27 protein-coding genes are annotated in these 22,734 nt (G+C 54.6%); 18 read left to right on the top strand and 9 right to left on the bottom strand.

Annotated features, from left to right (window positions below; genetic code table 11):
- The first annotated feature begins 2 nt into the window (after nucleotides 1–2).
- The 14 genes from nifN to ACW73I_RS04295 all read left to right on the top strand — a co-directional run bounded on the left by nifN (nucleotide 3) and on the right by ACW73I_RS04295 (nucleotide 10,329).
- Nucleotides 3–1,400, top strand: a complete 1,398-nt coding sequence (gene nifN, locus ACW73I_RS04360) for a nitrogenase iron-molybdenum cofactor biosynthesis protein NifN (protein WP_458028011.1) — start codon at nucleotides 3–5, stop codon at nucleotides 1,398–1,400.
- On the top strand, nucleotides 1,391–1,876 hold the full coding sequence (nifX, locus tag ACW73I_RS04355; RefSeq protein WP_458028010.1) for a nitrogen fixation protein NifX: 486 nt from the start codon (nucleotides 1,391–1,393) through the stop codon (nucleotides 1,874–1,876). Before nifN ends, nifX begins: the two co-directional genes overlap by 10 nt.
- 59 nt (nucleotides 1,877–1,935) lie before the next feature.
- Nucleotides 1,936–2,409, top strand: a complete 474-nt coding sequence (locus ACW73I_RS04350; RefSeq protein ID WP_458028009.1) for a NifX-associated nitrogen fixation protein — start codon at nucleotides 1,936–1,938, stop codon at nucleotides 2,407–2,409.
- Between the two features lie 11 nt (nucleotides 2,410–2,420).
- Nucleotides 2,421–2,636 carry a CCE_0567 family metalloprotein gene (locus tag ACW73I_RS04345; RefSeq protein ID WP_458028008.1) on the top strand — a complete coding sequence of 72 codons (216 nt, stop codon included), beginning with the start codon at nucleotides 2,421–2,423 and terminating at the stop codon, nucleotides 2,634–2,636.
- A 9-nt stretch (nucleotides 2,637–2,645) separates the two neighbouring features.
- On the top strand, nucleotides 2,646–2,954 hold the full coding sequence (fdxB, locus tag ACW73I_RS04340) for a ferredoxin III, nif-specific (protein ID WP_458028006.1): 309 nt from the start codon (nucleotides 2,646–2,648) through the stop codon (nucleotides 2,952–2,954).
- A gap of 107 nt (nucleotides 2,955–3,061) precedes the next feature.
- Complete coding sequence (locus ACW73I_RS04335; protein WP_458028005.1) at nucleotides 3,062–3,385, top strand: (2Fe-2S) ferredoxin domain-containing protein; 324 nt, start codon at nucleotides 3,062–3,064, stop codon at nucleotides 3,383–3,385.
- 3 nt (nucleotides 3,386–3,388) lie between these two features.
- Nucleotides 3,389–3,901, top strand: coding sequence for a hypothetical protein (locus ACW73I_RS04330; RefSeq protein ID WP_458028004.1), 513 nt, complete (start codon nucleotides 3,389–3,391; stop codon nucleotides 3,899–3,901).
- Nucleotides 3,898–4,275 (top strand): hypothetical protein, encoded by a 378-nt coding sequence (locus ACW73I_RS04325; protein WP_458028003.1) that lies wholly within the window; start codon nucleotides 3,898–3,900, stop codon nucleotides 4,273–4,275. Before ACW73I_RS04330 ends, ACW73I_RS04325 begins: the two co-directional genes overlap by 4 nt.
- Before the next feature lie 8 nt (nucleotides 4,276–4,283).
- Nucleotides 4,284–5,264: a Rossmann-like domain-containing protein gene (locus ACW73I_RS04320; RefSeq protein ID WP_458028002.1), complete on the top strand. Its 981-nt coding sequence runs from the start codon at nucleotides 4,284–4,286 to the stop codon at nucleotides 5,262–5,264.
- Between the two features lie 3 nt (nucleotides 5,265–5,267).
- Entirely contained in the window at nucleotides 5,268–5,705 is a 438-nt protein-coding gene (locus ACW73I_RS04315) for a hypothetical protein (protein WP_458028001.1), read from the top strand.
- Nucleotide 5,706: 1 nt separating this feature from the next.
- Nucleotides 5,707–6,960: a (Fe-S)-binding protein gene (locus ACW73I_RS04310; RefSeq protein WP_458028000.1), complete on the top strand. Its 1,254-nt coding sequence runs from the start codon at nucleotides 5,707–5,709 to the stop codon at nucleotides 6,958–6,960.
- Between the two features lie 290 nt (nucleotides 6,961–7,250).
- Complete coding sequence (locus ACW73I_RS04305) at nucleotides 7,251–8,861, top strand: DUF2142 domain-containing protein (RefSeq protein WP_458027999.1); 1,611 nt, start codon at nucleotides 7,251–7,253, stop codon at nucleotides 8,859–8,861.
- Nucleotides 8,862–8,989: 128 nt separating this feature from the next.
- Nucleotides 8,990–9,229 (top strand): hypothetical protein, encoded by a 240-nt coding sequence (locus ACW73I_RS04300; RefSeq protein ID WP_458027998.1) that lies wholly within the window; start codon nucleotides 8,990–8,992, stop codon nucleotides 9,227–9,229.
- A gap of 14 nt (nucleotides 9,230–9,243) precedes the next feature.
- A complete protein-coding gene (locus tag ACW73I_RS04295) occupies nucleotides 9,244–10,329 on the top strand; it encodes a hypothetical protein (protein WP_458027997.1) in 1,086 nt (361 codons plus the stop codon).
- 281 nt (nucleotides 10,330–10,610) lie between these two features.
- Here ACW73I_RS04295 and ACW73I_RS04290 read toward each other — a convergent pair whose 3' ends face one another.
- Genes ACW73I_RS04290 through ACW73I_RS04275 form a run of 4 tightly spaced genes read right to left on the bottom strand, consistent with a single transcriptional unit; the run spans nucleotide 10,611 to nucleotide 13,746 of the window.
- Nucleotides 10,611–11,567 carry a peptidoglycan DD-metalloendopeptidase family protein gene (locus ACW73I_RS04290; protein ID WP_458027996.1) on the bottom strand — a complete coding sequence of 319 codons (957 nt, stop codon included), beginning with the start codon at nucleotides 11,565–11,567 and terminating at the stop codon, nucleotides 10,611–10,613.
- Entirely contained in the window at nucleotides 11,560–12,903 is a 1,344-nt protein-coding gene (xseA, locus tag ACW73I_RS04285; protein ID WP_458027995.1) for an exodeoxyribonuclease VII large subunit, read from the bottom strand. The genes ACW73I_RS04290 and xseA overlap by 8 nt, the downstream gene beginning before the upstream one ends.
- The gene (locus tag ACW73I_RS04280) at nucleotides 12,893–13,321 is read right to left on the bottom strand and encodes a DUF6691 family protein (protein WP_458027994.1); all 429 of its coding nucleotides are present in this window, start codon (nucleotides 13,319–13,321) and stop codon (nucleotides 12,893–12,895) included. The genes xseA and ACW73I_RS04280 overlap by 11 nt, the downstream gene beginning before the upstream one ends.
- Before the next feature lie 2 nt (nucleotides 13,322–13,323).
- Nucleotides 13,324–13,746, bottom strand: a complete 423-nt coding sequence (locus ACW73I_RS04275) for a YeeE/YedE family protein (protein WP_458027993.1) — start codon at nucleotides 13,744–13,746, stop codon at nucleotides 13,324–13,326.
- Between the two features lie 152 nt (nucleotides 13,747–13,898).
- Here ACW73I_RS04275 and dmeF point away from each other — a divergent pair, with 152 nt between their 5' ends.
- Nucleotides 13,899–14,858, top strand: a complete 960-nt coding sequence (gene dmeF, locus ACW73I_RS04270) for a CDF family Co(II)/Ni(II) efflux transporter DmeF (protein ID WP_458027992.1) — start codon at nucleotides 13,899–13,901, stop codon at nucleotides 14,856–14,858.
- A gap of 384 nt (nucleotides 14,859–15,242) precedes the next feature.
- Here the strand turns inward: dmeF and ACW73I_RS04265 are convergent, their stop codons facing one another.
- From ACW73I_RS04265 to leuA, 4 genes are all read right to left on the bottom strand, one after another.
- The gene (locus ACW73I_RS04265; protein WP_458027991.1) at nucleotides 15,243–15,830 is read right to left on the bottom strand and encodes a hypothetical protein; all 588 of its coding nucleotides are present in this window, start codon (nucleotides 15,828–15,830) and stop codon (nucleotides 15,243–15,245) included.
- A 426-nt stretch (nucleotides 15,831–16,256) separates the two neighbouring features.
- Complete coding sequence (locus ACW73I_RS04260) at nucleotides 16,257–16,520, bottom strand: hypothetical protein (RefSeq protein WP_458027990.1); 264 nt, start codon at nucleotides 16,518–16,520, stop codon at nucleotides 16,257–16,259.
- Nucleotides 16,521–16,583: 63 nt separating this feature from the next.
- Nucleotides 16,584–17,060: a class I SAM-dependent methyltransferase gene (locus ACW73I_RS04255; RefSeq protein WP_458027989.1), complete on the bottom strand. Its 477-nt coding sequence runs from the start codon at nucleotides 17,058–17,060 to the stop codon at nucleotides 16,584–16,586.
- Nucleotides 17,061–17,074: 14 nt separating this feature from the next.
- Nucleotides 17,075–18,817 carry a 2-isopropylmalate synthase gene (leuA, locus tag ACW73I_RS04250; protein ID WP_458027988.1) on the bottom strand — a complete coding sequence of 581 codons (1,743 nt, stop codon included), beginning with the start codon at nucleotides 18,815–18,817 and terminating at the stop codon, nucleotides 17,075–17,077.
- 162 nt (nucleotides 18,818–18,979) lie between these two features.
- On the opposite strand from leuA, the gene ACW73I_RS04245 reads away from it, so the two are divergent.
- The 3 genes from ACW73I_RS04245 (at nucleotide 18,980) to ACW73I_RS04235 (ending at nucleotide 20,899) form a co-directional block, all read left to right on the top strand.
- Complete coding sequence (locus ACW73I_RS04245) at nucleotides 18,980–19,453, top strand: Lrp/AsnC family transcriptional regulator (protein ID WP_458027987.1); 474 nt, start codon at nucleotides 18,980–18,982, stop codon at nucleotides 19,451–19,453.
- Between the two features lie 262 nt (nucleotides 19,454–19,715).
- The gene (gene panB, locus ACW73I_RS04240; RefSeq protein ID WP_458027986.1) at nucleotides 19,716–20,561 is read left to right on the top strand and encodes a 3-methyl-2-oxobutanoate hydroxymethyltransferase; all 846 of its coding nucleotides are present in this window, start codon (nucleotides 19,716–19,718) and stop codon (nucleotides 20,559–20,561) included.
- Between the two features lie 44 nt (nucleotides 20,562–20,605).
- Nucleotides 20,606–20,899, top strand: coding sequence for an HAD hydrolase-like protein (locus ACW73I_RS04235; protein ID WP_458027985.1), 294 nt, complete (start codon nucleotides 20,606–20,608; stop codon nucleotides 20,897–20,899).
- Between the two features lie 33 nt (nucleotides 20,900–20,932).
- Here the strand turns inward: ACW73I_RS04235 and ACW73I_RS04230 are convergent, their stop codons facing one another.
- Entirely contained in the window at nucleotides 20,933–22,675 is a 1,743-nt protein-coding gene (locus ACW73I_RS04230) for a sulfite reductase subunit alpha (RefSeq protein ID WP_458027984.1), read from the bottom strand.
- Nucleotides 22,676–22,734: the final 59 nt, after the last annotated feature.

Here is a 22,734-nt window from a genome sequence, read left to right as displayed (position 1 = left end):
TTATGGCTGAGATTCAAAAACGCAAAAAAGCCCTGTCGGTCAGTCCGCTGAAAGCCAGTCAGCCGACCGGCGGGTCTCTTGCCACCTTGGGCTTCGACAAAGCCATACCGATGTTGCACGGCTCGCAAGGTTGCACCGCGTTTGCGAAGGTGTTTTTCGTGCGCCATTTCCGCGAACCGATTCCGTTGCAAACCACGGCGATGGACCAGGCCAGCTCGGTATTGGGCGCCGACGAAAACGTCGTCGAAGGTATCAAAGCCATTGCCGAAAAGTCCAATCCGGCCTTGATCACGGTGTTGACCACCGGCCTGGCGGAAACCCAAGGCTGCGACGTGCACCGCAACGTTCGCGAATTCCGCGACAAATACCCGGAATACAATCATGTCGCCGTGGTGGCGGTCAACACACCGGATTTTTCCGGCTGCGTGGAAAGCGGATACGCCTTGACGGTCTACGAGATCATCAAAGCGCTGGTTCCCGATGCCGCCGAAGCCGGCACCAAACCCGGTACCCGCCAACGGCAAGTCAACGTGCTTACGCCGCCGATGCTGACGCCGGGCGATTTGGAGACGCTGCGCGACACCATGGAAATGTTCAATTTACGGCCGCTGTTCGTTCCGGATTTGTCCGAATCGTTGGACGGCGTGTTGACCGACGAACCGTTCTCGCCGGTCACGGTAGGCGGCACGTCGATTTCGGAGATCGCGACCTTGGGCGAGGCCAAGGCCACTTTCGTGATAGGCCCGTCTTTGAAAAAAGCCGCCGACTTGTTGCAAGAGCGTACCGGGGTCCCGACCTACCATTTCGAGCATTTGTACGGTCTGGAGGCCAACGACGCGCTGATCATGACCTTGGCCGAAATCAGCGAAATGCCGGTGCCGCCGCGTCTGGAACGCCAGCGCATGCAGTTGCAAGACGCGATGCTGGATACTCATTTCATGCTCGGCCAGCTCAAAGTGGCGATCGCCGCCGATCCCGATCAGCTCAATGCCTTCGTGCATTTGCTGAAGGCGATGGGCGCGGACGTAGTCGCGGCCGTCAGCCCGGCCAACGCGCCGATCTTGTCCGGTATTCCGGTCGAGGCCGTCAAAATAGGCGATTTGGAAGACTTGGAGCAAACCGCCAAGCAACGCGGCGCGCAACTTTTAATCGGCAATTCACACGCGGTGCATAGCGCCGAACGCCTGGAGCTGCCGATTCTGAGAGTCGGTTTCCCGTTGTACGACATCATCGGCGGCTACCAGAAAACCTGGATAGGCTACAAAGGCACTCGCCAAACCCTGTTCGACTTGGCCAACTTGGTCATCAATTTCGCGCACGAGGAAATCGAGCCGTATTTCTCGCCGTATGCGCAAAAGCCCGAGTCCGAACTTCAAGCGTGTTCGCCGTCATGTCATTAACTCGCCGCATGCACGTCGTGCACGAATCAGAACAGAGGATAGCTATGGAAACCGCCATCAAGGTCGCGTTCGCAACTACCGACATGGTTCACGTCAACCAGCATTTCGGCTCCGCGAGATCGTTCGCCGTTTATGCGGTCGATCCCGAACAGGCGGAGTTTTTGGAAGCGGCGCAATTCGGCGAATTGGCCCAGGACGGCAACGAGGACAAACTGTCGGTGAAGCTGCAATTGCTCGACGGCTGCGCGGCGGTGTACTGCCAGGCGGTCGGCGCGTCAGCGGTCAAGCAAATCATGGCGCAGGGCATACAGCCGATTAAAGTGCATGAAGGCAGCACTATTAAAAGCTTGCTGGCCGATTTGCAAACCGAAATGAAATCAGGACCCTCCAGTTGGTTGGCCAAAGCCATCAACCAACATAAAGGCCCCGATCCTACGCGTTTCGACGCGATGGAAGAAGAGGGCTGGGACGAGTAGCGTCCGATTTATCCTACCAGTGTGTAAACAAAGACATTAAAACCCCGAGGAGACTTACCATGTCACAACCTGCACTAGCTATCGAAGCCAGCGATCCCTATATGACGTCCGACATCGTCGTCGAAATGCTCAAACAATTGAGAGCATTGGATACCTACGACACCTACGAAGGTTGGCCGGAAGAAAAAATCATCGATCCTATCATCATGACCAAAGAGCGCAAACGCGAGATCCCCATTGTCGGCGATCCCGACGAAATCACGATGGCGCGCGTCAAGGCCTATTACAACTCGATCGCATCGTTGATCGAGAAAAAATCCGGCTTGATGGCCGTGCCCGTCATCAATTTGACCCACGAAGGTTTCGGCCGCGCGTTCGTCTTGGTCGGCAAATTGATCGTCGTCGACAAAACCTTGCGCGACGTGCACCGTTTCGGCTTCCCCAGTTTGGAAGATTTGGCGGAAAAAACCGAAAAAGTCATCGATAAAGCCGTGGCTTTGATCGAACAGTTTCGAGAAGTGGCAGAAGCTTAAGGAGTCGTCCTATGTCCGATGAAGAAATCAAAAAACTGGAAAAAGAAGTGAAAAAGACCAAGCGCTTGGCCGGCGAGGCGGCGATGGAACTGCACGACTTGATCGAAGACCGGTTGCCCGACGCCTACGGCGAATTGATGGCCACCGCGCAAAAAACCTACGAAGCCTGCAAAGCATGGGACGATGCGACCAAACAACTGCAGGCCGCTACTGCAGAAACAGCTTGAGGAACGGCCATGAGTGAATTTGTAACCGGCGTAACCTTTGGCGGCACCGAGTGGACGCCGTCTTATGTCAGCGATCTGAATCAACATAATTGCATAGGCTGCGGACGTTGTTTCAAAGTGTGTCCGCGCGACGTATTCGATTTGATCGAAAAAGACGAGGCGTTTGCCGACGCGGGATTCGACGACGATTTCGACGATGAAGACGATAACAGCATGGTCATGAGTCTGAAAAATCCGGCCGACTGCATCGGTTGCCAGGCTTGCTCCAAGGTTTGCCCCAAGGATTGTTTTACCCACCAACATAAGTTGGCGGCGTAAGCGGCTCAGGCAATGGCTGAAGCGACGGCACTCCCGGATTGCGGTTCAGGAGTGAAAAAGCTTTAGCTTTTTTCGAACTTGATTAATTAACTTTAAGGATACTGACCATGCCACGCCCTGAAAAACACGTATTCGTCTGCACTCAAAACCGTCCGCAAGGCCATCCGCGCGGCTCATGCGGCGCCAGTGGCAGTGCGGATGTGATGAACGAGTTCATGAACGAAATTCAGGCCCGTAATCTATTCGAAAAAATCGGCTTGACCAATACCGGCTGTATGGGACCCTGCATGATGGGGCCGAGCGTGCTGGTTTACCCGGAAGGCGTCATGTACGGACCCGTCAAAAAAGAACACGTCAAAACCATTATCGAACAACATTTGTTGGGCGGTACGCCGGTCGAATCGTTGATAGTGCCGGCCGAGGTTTGGTAAAACATGAAAGTGGTTGGACTATTCGAGGAACGGGTGCTGTTCAGCCCCAATTTGCCGCCGGAAGTGAATCGGCTGCTGCAGATGGCCGTTGCCGCCAGCCATAGCGAAAAGCCCATGGCGGAAAAATTGTTCAAACAAGCCCAGGAAACGGATCCGGCTTGCCTGCAAACCTATTTCGCCTTGTACAAATTTTATTTTTACCAAGGCCGTCTGCGGGAGGCCGAGCGCGAGGTGCTGGCGGCGCTGGCGGAAGCGGCGCGGCAGGGCGGTTTTCCCAGCGATTACCGCCTTTTGGTGCAACAGCGAAAGGACCGGGACATGTACGCCGGCGAAGAGGCCTTGTTCTATCTGTATAGCCTGAAAGCCCTGGCTTTCATCAATCTGCGTCTGGAGCAAATGGCCGAGGCCAAGGACATCTTGGCGGGTATAGCCCTGCTGGATCCGGAAGACCGCTCCGGCGCTTCTGTTATCATGAAGCTTTCCGAAGCATTGGACAACGACCTGGAGGCCGCATGAGCAGCACCGTCGCGGAACACATTGCGAATAAGCGCGAGTTCGGTAACGCGATCTGTCAACGAATCGGCGAAAACATCGCCAAACTGGGTTTTCCGCTGGAAACGGACATCAAAATACCCGATTTCGACTCCGCCGAATTCAGTTTGGTCGTCGATCCCTTCACCCAAAGCGAAGATTTGGTCGGCTATTGGTATGACGCCGGCAAGCAGCGGATCGGACAAATCAAGTTCCACGGTGACGGCAGTTTCTACGCCGAATACGATGTGGTCAAGCCCCATCCAAGCAAGAAACATTTTTTTGTCGAGGCAATTAACGCATGGGGTAAACAGGACAACATCAAAACCGAAGCCAAATTGCTCGACGTGCCGCAATAGGAGACAGTATGGCTAATCCCAAATACGTGTATGAACTCTTGATGGATCACTGCACGTGTAACGCCGTAGTCGATAACTTGATGATCGGCTTGGTGTGGACTTTGTGTCAGACCAAAGGTAAATCCAGCACCGGCCTGGCCATGAGTCCCGGTTTTTCCACCCGGACCTTGAGCTGGTCCGGGTCTTTAACCGGCAAACCGATTACCGACGTGGCGGCCTGGATCGTTGATTGGGACCCGTTTCATTCGTCGGTCGCGATGTCGGCGATCAACAGTTGCATCAACAGCAGGCCGTTGCCGGAATCCGTCGTGGTCGAACACGACGGCGAACACGCTAATTTGGCGGTATTCGAGCATTTTTTACCGCGGCTCAAAGGCAGGAAAGTCGTCGTGATAGGCCATTATCCCGGGATCGAACGCTATCAAGACCAAATGCAAATCAGCGTATTGGAAAAACAGCCTAGTGCCGACGATTTGCCCGACTCGGCCTGCGAATTTTTGCTGCCGAATGCGGACTGGGTGTTTCTGACGGCCAGTTCCATTCCGAATAAGACCTTTCCGCGTTTGGCCGAACTGTCGTCAAATGCCAAAACCGTGTTGATGGGGCCGACGACGCCCTGGTTACCGCAATTGCATGAATTCGGCATCGATTACCTGGCCGGCGTGGAAGTGGTCGACAACGACGCGTTGTTTCACACCGCGGCCGAAGGCGGCGGCGTCAGAATTTTCAACCGGAGTTTGCGCTACCGTATCGCCGAGCTGACGCCGGCGACCAGCATGAATTGGTTGAAACACCAGATCGCCGGCTGTGCGCAGGAAAGGAGCAAACTCAACCAGGAGATGGATGCATGGTACGCCGGCGGAAACAGCGAGCGTTTTCCGAGCTACTCGCATCTGGAGCATGTCACTTCCCGTTTGTCCCGCATGGATACCAGTTACAAGGACTTGTGGGATCGCTACGGCTCGCAGCCGTCGGATGAGTTGAACTGAGCCGTGCCCGAAACCTTCGAAAAACACCGCCTATTGCTGTTGTACAAGGGCGATATCAGCGCATTGGTCTTGTTCGCTCAACAGAACAACGGCAGCGTTTGTTTTCCCGGTCCCTTGCCGCCCTTGTCCACCGCATTGGAGCAGGAAGAATACGGCGATATCGCTCTCGCCATGCATCCGTCTACTCTGGTTAACCGAATCAGCGACTTGCTGAAATTGGATAGACAGTTTTTGCAAGCCGAGCCCGGCTTCTGCGAGCAGGTCGACGCGCCGGGCGGCGTCATCACCGTCCACATGGCGAGGTTCATGCTGCTCGACCCGCCGCATCATCTGATGCAAAAGCTCGATTGCAAATTGCGCACCCTGCCCGAGTTGCGCGGCCGGCCGCCGGCGGAAATGGAGCTGCTGCGCCGGGCCTATGTGGCATTGATGGAGGGTTGAGGTGTTCGATTTCATGGATATGGATTTCAATGTGTCCGGCGGTATGGACGCAACCGGCGGACCATACATTCCGGACGCCGGCGAATGCATGCGTTGCGGCATGTGCGTCAGCACTTGCCCGACCTTTCGCTTGTTCCGGATCGACGAAGAAACCCCGCGCCGGCGCATCCGCAGCCTAGACAAACTGTTGAAGGGCGAAACCATCGGCGCCGACGAACGCATGCATCTGGACAACTGCCTGCAATGCCGCGCCTGCGAAGCGATTTGTCCCAGCCGCATGGCTTACGCCGAGCTGTTCGATCAGGCGCAAGCGGCTTCCCCCAGACGCTTTCCGGCAACGGCGAAACTCGCCTTTTGGCTGATCGAGCGCAAACCCTGGCTGACTCGCTTGCTGCCCTTGGTCGAGCTCTATCGGCTATCCGGCTTGCAAAAGGCCTTGCGTAGCAGCGACTTGCTGCGCAAGCTGGGTTTGGCCGAAGCGGATGCGTTATTGCAGAAACCGGCCTTGAGACCCATGCACGACTATTATCCGGCCGACTCGGCGCGGCGCGGCGCCGTGGCCTTATTTACCGGTTGCATTGCCGACCCCTTCGACCGCGACACCTTGACGGCCGGAATTCGCTTGTTGAATGCCATCGGCTACGACGTTTCGGTGCCGCCCGCGCAAGGCTGCTGCGGCGCGATTCACCAGCATAACGGCCGGTCGGCCGCCGCGTTGACCGAACATAATTTGGCGCTATTCAATGCGCTGGAGGTGGATGCCGTGTTGTATGCGGCCAGCGGCTGCGGCGCGATGCTGAGCGAATATCAAAGCGATGACGAGCAGGCGGCCGACAATTTTCGGCGGCGTTTGCAGGATATCAACGAATTCGTGCTGAATCGCTGGCCGGAACAGCTAAAACTGTTGCCTTCCGATCGCCGGGTGGCAGTCCACGAGCCTTGTTCCCAGCGCAACGTGCTGAAAAATCAATCCGCGGTTTACGCGTTGCTGGAAAAAATCCCCGGTCTTTCCGTCGCCCCGTTAGCCGATAACCAGATTTGCTGCGGTGCCGGCGGCAGCTATATGTTGACCCATCCGGACAATGCGGGCCAATTACGCGAGTCGAAGCGTCAGGTGATCAGACAAGCGGCGGCGGATCAAGTCGTCAGCAGCAACTTCGGTTGTGCGCTGTTCCTGGGCACCGATGTGGAGAAACTCATGCATCCTTTGGCGTTTCTAGCGCGCCAATTACCCACCGATTCAGATGCGTTCTAAGACGTCTATGGATATATCGAGCGGCAGCCGTTAAAATCACCCGGTTTGATTCGCAACGGTTGCCGAAGACCATCCTGACGGTGGTCCACGAAGATAAATAAATTCATGTCATATCGGGCTATCGCGCCCATAAAATGACGCATTTATCGTAAGAGATAGTCAAAATTTCCAAGCTTTTTAATGGTGTTGGCGAAACCCGTAAGGTAAGCCGGTTAACGCCGCCGCCGCGAATTCACGCATATAACCACCGGCAGCAAGTGAAGTATTCGTTGAAAATGTTTTCCGAGAGAATGTTGTTGGCTCTGTATTTACTGAGCCTCTTTTTTATCGGGCTCGGCTATTTGGCGATCCAGCCGCCATTTGAAGGTTTTGATGAAAATGCGCATTACTCAAGCATTCGGGAAATAGCGGGCACGGGCTCAATCCCGATTTACGGGCTTAGCTTTCTTGACCGTGAAGTGACGGACTATAAAGGTCCGATGCCGTATGGTTCACTGACCCCGCCATTCGATGAAGGCACGACGTATTCGAGTTTCTTTAGCCAGGCGCATTCGGTAAAACGTTACCTTTCCGAGTACCGTGAATCGGCCGGCTCGTCGTCGTATCAAGTCGGGCGAGACATGAATTGGCAAGCCCAGCACCCGCCTCTTTATTACCTTTTATTGGCTCCCCTGGAAAAAGCGACGGAGCCGTTTTCGTTTGCGGCGCGCATTTTTTTATTGCGCTTGGCGTCATTTGTGCTGGCTTTGGCCGGAGTGACGCTTGGCTGGTTTGCCGGCAGAAATCCGAATAAGCCGCTCAAGGACGATCCGTCGGTTGTAGGGTTTATGATATACCCCCTTATATTACCGATGTTTTTTACCGAATTTACGCGTATCGGAAATGATTCGCTATGTCTTTTTTTAGTGGGAGCCGCCGCATTTTTACTGTCTAAAATCCTAGCGGATGAAACCAATAAAAAATATTTTTTGGCAATCGGCGTCGTATTGGGGCTAGGTCTGCTAAGCAAGGCTTTTTTTATTCCGATCACGCTAAGCGTGTCTTTATTTTTATTGATGCGGCTGTTTCGGGATAGGCACCCAACATCGGCGCGAGCGACGTCCCGGGAAAACCTGATCATGATCTTGTTTCCGGCGATTCTGATTGGAGGCGGATGGTATTTATACAAATTTGTGACGTTTGGAACCTTAATTGGCAGCAACGATTCCATTCAACTGGCCAAGCAAGGAGGATTGACCGCCAATTTGGATCGGAACTTTTCAGCCTATGGCATGATTCGCGGAATACTCGTTACAGTCGTTACTTACGTTTACGGAGGAAGCTGGTCCTTAGTCAGATTGCCTTTGTTGCTATATTTGCCTTTGTTGGGCATCGTCGCGGGATGTTTCGTAGCATACGCATTCCAGCTCAAACAACGGCCGTTCACGGACTCGGCATGGTTGCCGGCTTTATTATTTTTTACTTTTGGCGCCGGGTTTCTTTATCACATATTGATCAGCGTCGCTTTGAACGGGAACGGTAACACTCCGGGGTGGTATCTGCACATATTGATGCCATGGATCGCCCCATCTGTTGGAATCGGTTTTCTTTCCATTTCAAAAACAAAAACCAAGCACCTCTTAACCGGTTTATTATTGTATGCGGCCCTATTCCATCTTATCGCGCTTTGGTGTCAATTGGCATTGTTCACCGGTTGCGCGACCAAAAGTGACGCTAAATTCTACGTATTTCCGGGCAACCTATTTTGTTTGGATCAAATTCCGATATTGATCGATCGCCTTTTTGTATTAGGATGGCCGGTTTTAGCCGTTGTCGGCTTCGGCTGTGGAATGTTTTGCGCTTTGTTGTTATGGACGGCCTGGAGAAAATCGGGCGGAACGCGATACGGAAAATTTATTTAAGACATACGAATAGTGATGTCGAAATTTTCCAACGGCATAACTTGAGTCTACCTAAAAAAATTAACCCATTGATTAAAAAGGCTGCATAGCGTGTTTTTGCTGAAATACCGCATGAAAAAAGGCAAGCCTTGAATAACCTTGCACCGACGATCCGGACAATCAGCGCAAAACAACTGCCGGTCGAAGCATTTGATTGGCCGTTTGATACGGCCTTGTACAAAAACAACCCTTGGGTCAAGCTCAGCGCCCGTATCCTTTGGGATGAATTGGCTGAAAGTTATTACCGGGGCCTGGAACCGAATCGAGGCCGGCCATTGAAACAGGCGCGTTTGCTGATCGGAGCGGTGATTATTAAATTATTTAACTGAAAGACACTAGCATCATGTATCAGAAATTTGTAATTTTCGTTTTGACTTTTTCGTTGTATGGCTGCCAATCCACTTTCGGCCCGGGCGCTCTTCAAAGCACTCACCCCGCTTATAATCAGGCCATGACGCAATCGCTGAACGAGGAGATGCTGCTTAACTTGGTTCGGCTAAGATATCTCGATAAACCGTTTTTCTTGAAGGTTGGCAGCGTTACCGCCGCTTTGACTTTAAGCGGCAGTGTCGGCATTGATTCGTCACTGGACCTAAGCCCCGGCGGAAACATAGTCAAACCCAACTTAGGCTTGGGCTATTCGGATAAACCGACTATTTCCTTTCAACCGCTCTACGGAGAGGATTTTCTGAAAAGCGTGCTATCGTCGATTTCGTTCGACGCCTTGCTGGTGATGACCCAATCCGGCTGGAGTATAGAACGCGTGTTCGGTTTATGCGTCGAACGTATCAATGATCTTTTCAATGCCCCTAGTGCTTCGGGCCCCACACCTGTAACCGAACCTGAATTCAGAAAATTCAAGCGCGCGATGGAATTGATTCGGCATTTACAACTTGCACGCGAAGTGGAAATCGGTCCGGATGATAATAACCGATTGCATGTAATGTTCAGAATCACCGACCAAAATCACGGACAAATTTCCGAATTATCCGGCTTACTCGGCGTTGCCAGCCCCGAAGGCACGGAACAATATTTCAGAGTTAAATTGGACAACAACTTCCTGCATATCGATGCCAAAGAGCTCAAAATACGGCCGCGTTCGATTATGAGCATCTTGTTTTACTTGTCTCAGCAAGTGGATATTCCGGCGCAAGACATCGAATCCGGTTTGGTTACAGTGACGAAGACCGGGAATAATAACCGGTTCAACTGGGCCGAAACGCCGGCCGGCGGGTTTTTCCATGTCCGTACCAGTAACGAATTCCCCGAAACGGCATCTCTGGCGGTCCGTTATCGCGACCATTGGTTCTATATTGCCGATAACGATTTACAGTCGAAATCGACCTTTATGTTATTGACGCAACTGTTTGATTTGCAGTCGGGTCAAAGTGAATACGTCGGTCCGACTTTGACCCTGCCGGTGCGTTAACGCGGATTGATGCGTTTTATTTAGATGGCGATTATGGACGGGAACCTCTGCCGAACAAGCCGTCATTTCAGCCGTGTTCCAACAAGTGCACCTAATCGGATCGCTTGGTTGGCAGACGTTGTTGCCATTCGTGCTCGGCAAATCCGAGGCGTATATACAATACTATCGCCGGCCGGGTGTTTGAAAAATCCGGTCCGCTCTTCGTTGCACGCCGGGCGAACGGTATTTTTCAAGGCTGGTCGGCGCTTTTCAGAATGAACTGCCGTTATCGGAAAGTCCGTTTATTTTTTATTTTTTGCCGCCAGGCGCGGAATGTCCCTGCTGATAAATAAAGCCGGATCCACGGTTTCTTTATTCAGATAGACGATCCAATGCAGATGCGGTCCGGTGACCCGGCCGGTGGCACCGACCGCGCCTATGCGCTGGCCTTGCCGAACTGGTTGTCCCGTTTCAACGGCGACTTGGCTCATATGCAGATAAGCGCTGATGAGACCTTGGCCGTGGTCCAGAAACACCGTGTTTCCGTTGAAAAAGTAATTGCCTGTGCCGATGACGACGCCGCCGGCAGGCGCACGAATATCGGTGCCGGTTGCGGCGGCGATGTCCAGCCCGTTGTGCGGATTGCGCGGCTGGCCGTTGAAAAAACGCTTCAGGCCGAACAGGCTGCTCAGGCGGCCGTCGACCGGCGCGACGAAATCGGTGTCGGCCGGGCGCTGGCTCCAGGTATCTTTGATGCGGGCCATTTCCTGTTTTTCGGCTTCGATGCGGCGTAAGTCTTCCGGCGTCATTCCGTCGACCATGCGTTTGTTCTTGATGGTCAGTCGCTGCTCGGGGTAGTGTTTATCGCCGATGGCGAAGGCAATCCGTTTTTGGCCGGCCGGACCTTGGGCGACCAGCTCTTGCGCTACGCCGGGATTCGTATCCAACGGAATGCCGACCAAAGCCAGCCAGTCTTCGCCGCGTTTTGTCACCAACACCCGTTGACTCTTGAAATACGCTGTCGGTTCCGGTTCGGCGATATTGCCGACGACGATTTGAGCGACGCCGCCCGGCACCGGCGCATGCTGCGGCATAGGGTCGGCGTGGCCCGGAGCCGGCAGCAAAAATAGCAAGGCCAAACCTAGTTTTGCCGTGGGAGCGACGTTTCGCCGCGACGAAGCGTCGCTCCCACAGGGTTTGCCTTTCACGTTGTTAGGTGTATCGGCATCGAAAAAAAGCTGTCGCAAAAACTTATTCATGAATGATTTCCTTGACCTCGCTAACGATGCGGCCTTTGGCCAGGCGGGTATCGATCAGCTCGTTTTCGGTGATGTCGCTTACCGATTTGACTACTAGACCGCTATCGCGGTGTTGGACGATGGCGTAGCCTCTTTCAAGTGTCGCTAAAGGGCTAACCGCATGCAAGGTTTGGCTGATTCCGATATGGCGTTGCTTAAGCGTGGCAAGTTTCAGCTGAATCGCCCGTTCCAGTTTTTGCGTTAAATGATGAACTTGCTGAGCGTGCCGTTGGATTTTCGGGGACGGTTCCAATTGTTTGAGTTTTTGTCCGTTCAAAGCTAGGTGTTGTTCGTAAACTTTTAAGGTTTGCCTGATCGATTTGTTCAGGCGTTGTTCCAGTTCGTCCAGACGTTGAGCATTACGTTGCAGCTTTTCGCCCGGATGCTGCATTTGCAGGGACTTCTCCAGCCAAGTCAAGCGTTGCCGGTGTTGGGCCAGGCTACGCCGCAGTTTTTCGAGCAACTGATTTTCCATGAATTTGAATCCCCCCAGCCATTCGTGCCGGCTGGGCACGGCATGTTCGGCCGCCGCCGACGGGGTGGGGGCGCGCAGGTCGGCGACGAAGTCGGCGATGGTAAAATCCACTTCGTGGCCGACGCCGGAAATGACCGGAATACGGCTGGCCGCCACCGCGCGCGCCACGATTTCTTCGTTGAAAGCCCATAAGTCTTCCAGCGAGCCGCCGCCGCGAGCCAGGAGCAGCACGTCGACTTCGTCGCGGCGATTGGCCGTTTCCAGTGCGGCGCTGATTTCGAATTTAGCCGATTCGCCTTGCACGGCCACCGGATAGACGACGACCGGTATCGCCGGGAAGCGCCGGTTCAGCACCGTCAGAATGTCGTGGATCGCGGCGCCGCTGGGCGAGGTGACGACGCCGATCCGGCGAGGAATCAACGGAATAGGCTGCTTGCGGCTTTCGTCGAACAAGCCTTCGTGCAGCAGTTTGGTTTTCAAGCGCTCGAAGGCCTGCCTCAACGCGCCGTCGCCGGCCTGTTCCATGCGCTCGACCAGCAATTGATAATCGCCGCGCGGCTCGTACAGGCCGACTTGGGCGTCGACGATAACCATGTCGCCGTTGCTCGGTTTAAATCCCAAGCGGGATTGCTGGCCGCGGAACATCGCGCAGCGTACTTGGGCTTGCGCGTCCTTTAACGTGAAATACCAATGTCCGGAGGACGGCGCGCTGAAATTGGAGATTTCGCCTTCCACGCGTATCGTCAAAAAGTGCAAGGCCAGCAGGCGTTTGACTTCGCGATTCAACCGGGAGACGCTGTAAACAGCCTGTTCAGCGCTCATGGATTCGGTGTTTTTGTAGCAGGCCGGCCGCCCAGGACCCGGCGTATATGCTGGCGACCATCGCAACGGCTTCCCAGTTGCCCAGCGCCATGCCGGCAAAGGCCGGGCCGGGGCAATAACCGGTCATGCCCCAGCCGATCCCGAAAATGGCGGAGCCGATGAGCAAGGTTTTGTCCACTACGGTTTTCTCCGTGATGTGAAAACGGCTGTCCAAGATGGGTTTGCCGTGCCGTCTGGTCCAACGGAAGCACGGAATCGCGACTGCCAGCGCGCCGCCCATCACCAAAGCAAGGCTAGGATCCCAGTTGCCGGCGACATCCAAAAAACTCAGCACTTTATCGGGATCGATCATTTGCGAAACCGCTAAACCCAGGCCGAACAATGCGCCGGCGGCTAATGCCAAAATCAGTTTCATCATGGTTAGCTAAAGATGTGGCGAATCAAAAAAACGGTGATCAGACCGCTGGCCATGAAGGTCAGGGTGGCGACGATCGAACGCACGGACAACAAGGCGATGCCGCAGATGCCGTGGCCGCTGGTGCAGCCGCTGCCCATGCGGGTACCGAAGCCGACCAGAAAGCCGCCGCCGACGATCAGGGCCAACGGGTAGTTTTGTCTCAAGTGCAGGCTTTCAGGGCTGACCCCGTGCCAAGCGGCAGCGCCCAGCAGCAAGCCGGCCAAAAAGCTGATACGCCAATGGCGGTTGGGGCCTTCGGCCGTATATAAGCCGTTCATGATGCTGCTGATGCCGGCAATGCGGCCGTTGAACCACAGCAGCACAAAAGCGCTGGTTCCGATCAATGCGCCGCCCAGCAGGGCGCTTATAGGCGTGAAGTTTTCCAAACGGGTTACTCGCTGATATCTGAAAAAAAACGATATTTTACGGCGGTTTGCCGCGAATTGCAGGCGGATTTCAGATTGATGCCTGCCCTTGCCCGAGCTTGGGTTAAAATCGTGGGCGACGCAAAGGTTTTGCTCGAAATCACAGGATTTGTATGTACGAAGATGAGATAAGCAATTGGCAACACTCGCACGACTTTGCCCGCATCAACCGCAAAGGCGAGAGCCGGACCAAATGGGTGTTATTGCTGACCTTTACTACCATGCTGGTCGAAATCGTGGCCGGCACCCGGTTTCATTCGATGGCGCTGCTGGCCGACGGCTGGCACATGGCGACCCATGTGTTGGCATTCATGATTGCGATCTTCGCTTATCGATACAGCCGAATTCACCAAGAAGACCAGACTTTTGCATTCAGTCCGGCAAAAGTCAGCGTCTTGGGCGGTTTCGCCAGTTCGGTGGCTCTGGCCGTCGTGGCTTTCATGATGATGGCCGAGTCGGCCGAGCGCCTGATCGCACCGCAAACCATACAGTTCGACGAAGCCATTTTAGTCGCGGAAATCGGTTTGCTGGTCAATCTGTTGAGCGCGTTATTACTCAGCGACCACCATCATCACGATCATGCGCACGACCATGACGATCATCACGACCATCACCACCATGACCATAATTTACGGGCGGCCTATTTGCATGTGGTGGCCGACGCCTTGACCTCGATACTGGCCATCGTGGCCTTATTGGCAGGCAAGTATTACGGCTGGAATTGGCTGGACTCCGTGATGGGTTTCGTCGGCGCGTTGGTGATTTTGTCTTGGGCTTGGGGCCTGATTAGGGAAACCAGTCCGGTGTTATTGGACCAAGGCATAGACGAACATTATCTTCAAGCGATACAGCATACCTTGGAAGACGAAGGCGATTGCCGGGTCAGCGACATCCATATCTGGCGCGTCAGCCCGTCGCATCATGCCGCGATCATCGTGTTGGTGACACGAACGCCGATGCCGCCGGACTATTACAAAGCCTTGCTCGCCAATTTTCTACACCTGGACCACATCACGGTTGAGGTCAATGCACTTGGCGAAAGCGAAATGTCGGTGAAGTCCGCCGATATGTAAACGCAACAGCGGTGATTACCGGCAGCCGTGACAAGCTTGTCAGGCTAGAATTCGGTTGTTAGGCTTCGGACACTGTTTACAAGGAGGCTAACCGTGTCGAAGTCTAATATGCCCGGCATCCCGTTGACAGGCCGTTGAAATTTGCCGATATATTTCCGGTTTCGACGCCCTTTTTCGAGGCTTTAGTGGCGCTGGAAGCCTGATTAGCCCTCAAAAACCGGTTTTAGCCGGTTATATTCGCCCCGACGGGGGTTGAGTTCCGCCTTTTGGCGGATTTCAGGCGCACGACCGCCTAGGCAGTGCTATCGCGCCAACCGAAAATCGCGCCCATCCGCGTCGGCTTATAAGCGGCAAAGGTAAAAATCGTTTGCGCGGCGACCTTCTTCAAACTGCGGAATTCGGTCTGGCGTAGCGGGCCGACGGTCTTGGCCCAACCGAAGACCTCTTCGGTGCGCTTGCGGGTTTTGAGGCTTTTACGGTGACCGTCGTGTCGGGTTGTGCTGCCGTCAATGGCCGAGCCTTTATCCTTGCTCGCAACAGCGGAGTAACCTTGCGCCGGCGTAGCTTGGCAACAAAATCGGGCGTATCGTCATTCTTGTCTGCGCCCAAGGTCGCGCCCGGTTTGCGGATCGTACGCTTGAGCATGGCGTGGGCCGCCTCGCGTTTCGCGGTGCCGGTGGCATGGATGACTTCGACGTCGACCACCAGACCGTTACGATTCTCCATCAAGGCATGGCCGAGGAATGCCAGCTGAGCTTTGTCGCCTTCGCTCTTTTTGTACAGCCGGGCATCGGGATCGTTGGGCGATGCGTGGGTTGCCGCGTCGGGCGTAGAGCGCAATGTGGCCGGCAACAGGCCGACTACTTTGCGCGGTTGGCGGAGCGGATGCTTTTTCGGAATCCGCGCTTCCAGGGTTCGGTAACTGAACAGTTCTTCTTGATTAATGTCGGCGCGCGCATGAGAGCAATGCAATATATTTGAGATAGAACTGTTTTGTCATTTAAAACAATATCCTATGAGTCATCCTCACGCCTGACTCAACGACTCAATCGCTTGCGGGCGAGATAAAATCAACAGCCTGTTAAGCCTTGCAGTTTGGGTGGCAGTTTGCCGCTTACTGTGGTTGGCCGGGAAAACGATTTTGGGAGTATGAATGCCGCGCCGTCAGTGGAGGCCTGCGTGAGAACGTAAAACGCTAGTCGCGTAGAATGTGCTAGTTTCAGGATAGGGGTGGCCATGAGTAAACCGACCCCAAGCCGTCAACAAGATTTAATTTGCAGGGACAACAAATGGCAAATAAGCCGTCCTTCAAAGTGTAGGTGCGATTAGCTTGCGTAATCGCACATTTCGAAGCCAACATGCCTCCGATTACGCTATCGCTAATCGGAGCTACGCGGGCTAAAACTTTGCTGATTTCTCCGCTTCGACCTCGAGCAAGACTATCGCCACATGGACTTTGCCATCCGCGCTCAAAGGCACTTGACCCAGATAACTGGAGCAAACCGCTTCGATAAACGATTCTCTAAGGTTTTCCGGAATCCGTTGCGTGTAAGGCAGCCAAGTGGTTCGAATCCAGCCTGCCAAACCCGCCCGACCCTCGTGGGTCATATCTTTGGCGACGAGTTCGAGCCGTTTGACGATAAAGCCGGTGACTTCCAGCATCACCCGGTATTCATCGACCGCTGGAAAGGTATACGGAAACTCGAAGCCGATAAAATAACGCGACTATGGAGCCATATTCTTGACTCGGTCAATTGCTGCCAGCATGCCGGTAGCATCGCCTTTGCCGCCCATGAGCAGCAGGATTTTGCCGCCGCTTTTCAGGCTTCGGTATAAACCGTCGAGCACCGGGTGGTGCTGCTTGACCCAATGCAGCACCGCGTTGGAGAAAACCACGTCAAAACACTCGGCAAAGCTTAACTTCCCTGCATCCATGACCTGGAAGGTTAAGTTGGGATGCTGCTTTTCCGGATATCGGCGCTTGGCCAAAGCGATCATCGCGTCCGAGTTGTCGATGCCGACCACCGTGCCGCAGTCGACGATTGTGGCGATTTCCGCCGTGACTTTGCCATTGCCGCAGCCTAAATCCAGTACGGTTTCGCGTCCGGTTAACTGCAAACCTGCCATCAGTTCTTTGGCCCATTGCTGTTGGGCCTGCGAGTTTCGGGCATAGTCCCGGGCATTCCAACGGTAAGTCTCCAATTTTGTCTCCTGTGTCATGGCGTAGGGTTTACGGCTGCGTCAGCCGCCGTGCTATTTGCGCTAAAACCGCCGTCTTTAATATCACGGCGTTGCATAAAGCCAATATCGTCGGCCAAGCGATTGCAACCACTGATCAGCGCCTTGATCGATGCGCTGACGATGTTGCCGTCCATGCCGACGCCATAGGCGGTTGGGCCGTTTGCAGCCGCCAGTTCGACAAAGGCGCAAGCCTGGGCATCGCTGCCGCTGCCGACCGAGCGTTCCTCGTAACTGCGCACCGATACTGCGCCGCCGAGCGAGCCTAAGGCCTGGATGGCCGCGGCTATCGGTCCGTTACCCGCGCCGGTTAAATCGCGCGGTTTGCCGTCCCATTCGATTTGCAGCTGTATGCCTTGGCCTTGCGCATGCTCGAACAATTGATGGCCCAGATAACGCAACGGCTTTGCCGCGTTGAGATAAGTTTGGGCAAATAGCTGCCACAACTGTTCCGCGCCGATTTCGCCGCCGTGGCGGTCGGCATGGCCTTGCACCACTTGCGAAAATTCCATCTGCAGATGGCGCGGCAACACGACGCCATAATGGCTTTCCAGTAAGTGGGCGATGCCGCCCTTGCCGGACTGGCTATTGATGCGGATCACCGCGTCGAAACCGCGGCCGACGTCGGCCGGATCGAAGGGCAGATACGGCACGTTCCAGGCCTTACCGGGCTGTTGCGCGGCAAAGCCTTTCTTGATGGCGTCCTGGTGCGAGCCGGAAAACGCGGTGAACACCAACTCGCCGGCATAGGGTTGGCGCGGCGGCACGGCCAGACCGGTGCAAGCCTCGAAATCACGCACCACCGCATTGATGTCCGAAAAATCCAGGCCCGGCGCCACGCCCTGGGTGTACAGATTCAAGGCCAGCGTCACCAAATCCACGTTGCCGGTGCGCTCGCCGTTGCCGAACAAGCAACCCTCGACGCGCTCGGCGCCGGCCATCAACGCCAGTTCGGCGGCGGCTACCGCGGTGCCGCGGTCGTTGTGCGGATGCACGCTGAGAACGACGCTGTCGCGGCGGGCGATTTGGCGGTGCATCCATTCGATCTGGTCGGCGTAAACGTTCGGCGTCGCCGTTTCCACCGACGCCGGCAAATTCAGGATGATCTTGTTGTCGGGCGCCGCGCCCCAGGCGGCGCTGACCGCATCGCAAAACTCGACGGCGAAATCCGGCTCGGTGGCGCTGAAGGTTTCCAGGCTGTATTGCAAGCGCCATTGGGTTTCCGGCTGGTCTTCAGTCAATTGCTTGACCAATCGCACCGCATCGACGGCCATCGCCAACACCTCGGCCCGGCTCATGCCCAATACCAGTTCGCGAAACGGTGAGGATGTGGCGTTGACGATATGCACGATGGCCGAGCGCGCGCCGCGCAAGGCTTCTACTGTACGCCGCAACAGCGTTTCGCGGGCGTGGCTAAGTACTTCGATGGTCACGTCGTCCGGTATCAAGGCCTCGTCTATCAAGCGGCGCACGAAATCGAAGTCGGTCTGCGAGGCCGACGGAAACGCCACTTCGATTTCCTTGAAACCGATGCCGCACAAGGTGCGGAACAGGCGCAGTTTGCGTTCGGCGTTCATCGGTTCGAACAAGGCTTGGTTGCCGTCGCGTAAATCGGTGCTCATCCAGATCGGGGCTTGGGTCAGCGTGCGATTGGGCCATTGCCGGTCGGCAAGCGCCATCGGCGGGAATGGACGGTATTTGCTGGAAGGGTCGGTCAACACGGCTTTAAGTTCCTAAAGATTTGGTAGCCGATAAGATAAGCCAAACCGATCGTCAGGCGATTGCGTTTATGCCATGAAAAATGCCATATTTTGATATAATATTGCGGTAGTAACGGAGAATGGTTTATTTAATTGTTTTAGTGTTTGGATAACGGGCATTTTATGGAACTGGATCGCTACGACAGTCAAATCTTGAACATCCTGCAAACCGACGGCCGCATCAGCAACCAGGAATTGGCCGACCGCATCGGCCTGTCGCCGTCGCCTTGCCTGCGGCGGGTGCGGGCGTTGGAGGAGGGCGGCCTGATCGTCGGCTACCGGGCGCTGTTGGATGCCAAAGCCTTGGGTCTGACGCTGACGGCCTTGATCCACATTTCTATGGACCAACACACGCCGGAACGTTTCAGCGCCTTCGAAGCGGCGGTTGCCGGGATTCCGGAAGTGATGGAATGCCTGTTGATCACCGGCCAGGCCGCCGATTACCAACTCAAGGTTATGGTCAAGGACTTGGACGCCTATCAGGAGTTGCTGTTGAAACGCATCACCGGCATTCCCGGCGTGAGCGGGGTGCATTCCAGCTTCGTGTTGCGGCGGGTGGTGGATAAGACGGCGTTTCCGCTCGGGGCCGGGCTATGAAGTTTCCGAATCCTATATGGCTGATTGCTTGACTGAGCGCTGACCTGATTTCCTACCCTATACCATTATCCAAGGCTACCGCGAGTACAAGCGCACACGGGAATGTTCTGTTGCGGTCCAAGCGGGAAACGCAATACGGTTATATGCAGTCGGTTGGCGAGCGGCGTCGGTTAGGGTATGCTTTCTTGCCCATTTTATTGATATGCCGGGCCTAGCGGTTAGAGGGTCCGGTGAATGATAAAGATGACTTTTAGGCGCCTACATGAGCACACACACTAACTCGCAACGCATCACTATTCCGCGGATTACAAGCCTTAAAGGAAAAGGCCGTATTGTCTCGCTAACCGCTTATACCGCCCCCATGGCGGCGCTGATGGACGAGTTTGTCGATCTGATAATAGTCGGCGACTCTACCGGTATGGTAGCTTACGGTATGGATTCAACGCTGACGGTGACATTGGATATGATGATCCGTCACGGGCAGGCGGTGGTGAAGGGTAGCTCTCGCGCATGTGTCATCATCGATATGCCGTTTGCCAGTTACCAGGAGTCGCCGCAACAGGCCTTTCGGAACGCGGCGAAAGTGATGGCCGAAACCGGCGCGCAAGGCGTCAAATTGGAAGGCGGCAATGAAATGTTGGAAACGGTTGATTTCCTCACCAGCCGCGGGATTCCGGTAATGCCGCATATCGGCCTGATGCCGCAGCACGTTAATGCGATGGGTGGGTATAAGTTTCAGGCTAGGACGGCCGAAGACATTGAACAACTGGTTGCGCTGGCGTCGGCATTTGAGCGGCGCAACGCATTCAGTCTGTTGATTGAAGGTACTTCGGAAGCCGCTGCACGCAATGTCACCGAGGCAGTGAGAATTCCCACGATCGGCATCGGCGCTTCGCCGGCCTGCGATGGTCAAGTATTGGTTACTGAAGATGCGCTGGGATTATTTTCCGACTATACCCCCAGATTCGTGAAACGATATATCGATCTGAGTGCATTGATTCGGGATGCCTTTGCCCGCTATGAACATGAAGTCCGTACCGGCGCTTTCCCGGCCTTGGAGCATTGTTTTGGAGTCGACAAAAATCCGCCTGACGGTACCGACGGCTGAGGCTTGAGTTTTGCGCATTTATTGCCGATTAGACCGCTCGAAAAATGACGGATATCTGCATCATTTTTGATTTGGACGGCACGCTGGTCGATAGCGAGGGTTTGTGCAATCAAGCCTTTCTCGACCTATTGCCGCAACTGGACGACACCTTGCCGTCGTTGGTGCAACGTTATCGCGGACTTAAACTGGCGCCCATACTGGCCGATATTGAACAACGCCTGGGACTGAAACTACCGAGCGGCTTCGAGCCGGTTTATCGTCAGCGTGTTGCGGAACTCTTCGCGACAGATTTAAAGCCCATGCCGGGCTCTAGCCGTGGTTGTTTCAAATCTGGCTGAAACGACGTCCGGTCGGGAAAATGAGGCCCCGACTTAATAAACGTCTCTGACGTAGCGTTTATCTTTTTTCAGCTGATTGACATATTCGGTCGCCTCCGTCACGGATTTATTGCCGTGTATCCTTATGATGTCCAACAAAGCTTGATCGACGTCTTTGGCCATGCGATAAGCGTCGCCGCAGACGAAGAAATAACCCCCTTCTTCCAGCCACGCATAGAGTTCCGCTCCGTTTTCCATCATGCGGTCTTGGACATAGATTTTTTCCGGCTGGTCGCGGGAGAAGGCCAGGTCCAGACGTGTCAATAGGCCGCTGGCTTGCATGGCTTCGATTTCGTCGCGGTAGATGAAATCGGTGTCGGCATTGCGGTCGCCGAAAAACAGCCAATTCTTGCCTTTAGCGTTTCGGGCTTCGCGCTCTTGCAGGAACGCGCGGAACGGAGCGATACCGGTACCGGGACCAACCATGACCATAGGCAGGCTGTCATCGCTAGGAACACGGAAGTTATTGTTCGGCGTGAAGAAAATCTTTACCTCGCTGTCGTCGGTAGCCAAGTCGGCCAGATAGGTGGAGCATACGCCCTTATGGTGGCGGCCATGCGCATCGTAACGGACGCTGGCAACACACAAATGCACCGAATCGGGATGTTTTTTACTGCTGGACGAAATCGAGTAGGCTCGGTGTTGCAAGGGTTTCAGCAAACTAAGAAATTCGGCAGCCGACATTTCGATGCCGGGGAATTGCAGCAATAAGTCCAAGGTATCGCGTCCCCATAGATAATCGTTGAGCCTATCTTTATCGCCATTCTTTATCAGCGAATTGAGTTCCTGATCGCCGGAGCGGTTTGCGATTTCCTCCAATAATTCTTTGCTGGGCAGTTTAATTTCAAACTGGGTGCGTAAAATCTCGGCCAATGCCATCAGCCCACCGTTGACCGGCACTTCTTCGTTGCCGCTACAGCCCAGAACTTTCAGGATTTCCGATACTAATTCAGGACAGTTTGTCGGGATCACGCACATGGCATCACCCGCTTCATAGCTCAAATCGGAGCCAGCGATCGATATTTCGTAATGGCGAGTTTCCTTTGACGAGTGTTCGGCTGTCAGCAAACGGTTGACCAGCATTTTTGCCGGGAACGGGTTTTTGCGGTTGTAAGCTGATTTGGCGGCGCTTGGCGCTTCGCTGTCTATAATCGAAACGGTGGCGGCGCCTTCGGCCATCAACGGAATCACTTCGCTGATCCATTTTTCCGCCGGGGCTTCAAAGTCGACGTCGCAATCGACGCGATCGAAAAAGCGGGTAGCGCCCAACTCCCGGAGGCGATTATCCCAATCTACGCCGGCTTGGCAGAATAAATCGTAGCTGGTGTCGCCTAAGGCCAGAACCGAATATTTGACGTTTTCCAAGCGCGGCGCACCGTCGCCGCTGGCCGCTTCCCACAGTATTTCAGCATTATCCGGCATGGCGCCCTCGCCGTAAGTACTAGTGATGACGAGCAGGTATTCCATACCGGCTAATTGACCGACTTCGACTTCATCCATCCCTTTTACGACCGGAACTAAACCGTGCGCTTTAGCTCTGTTTGCGGCATCGTTGGCCAAGGATTCGGAATTGCCGGTTTGACTGCCATAAAGGATGTGCAGAGTGCGGGCGTTGGCGGGATTTATGCTGTTTGCGCTGTGCAGCATATGGCTGTGCATACCGGCAAAAAAGCCGCTCAGCCAGGCACGTTGAGTATCACTGTAAGGCGCGTTTAAAGGGATAAAAGGTGCTTTCATTATTTTACCATCTGTGGGCAGCATCGGAGCTGGCCGGTCTCTTTAATAGATTTTATCAG

The organism is Methylomonas sp. MgM2 (assembly GCF_054172045.1).
Note: the sequence above shows the minus strand (reverse complement) of the source record. Positions and strands in the feature narration are given on the sequence as shown.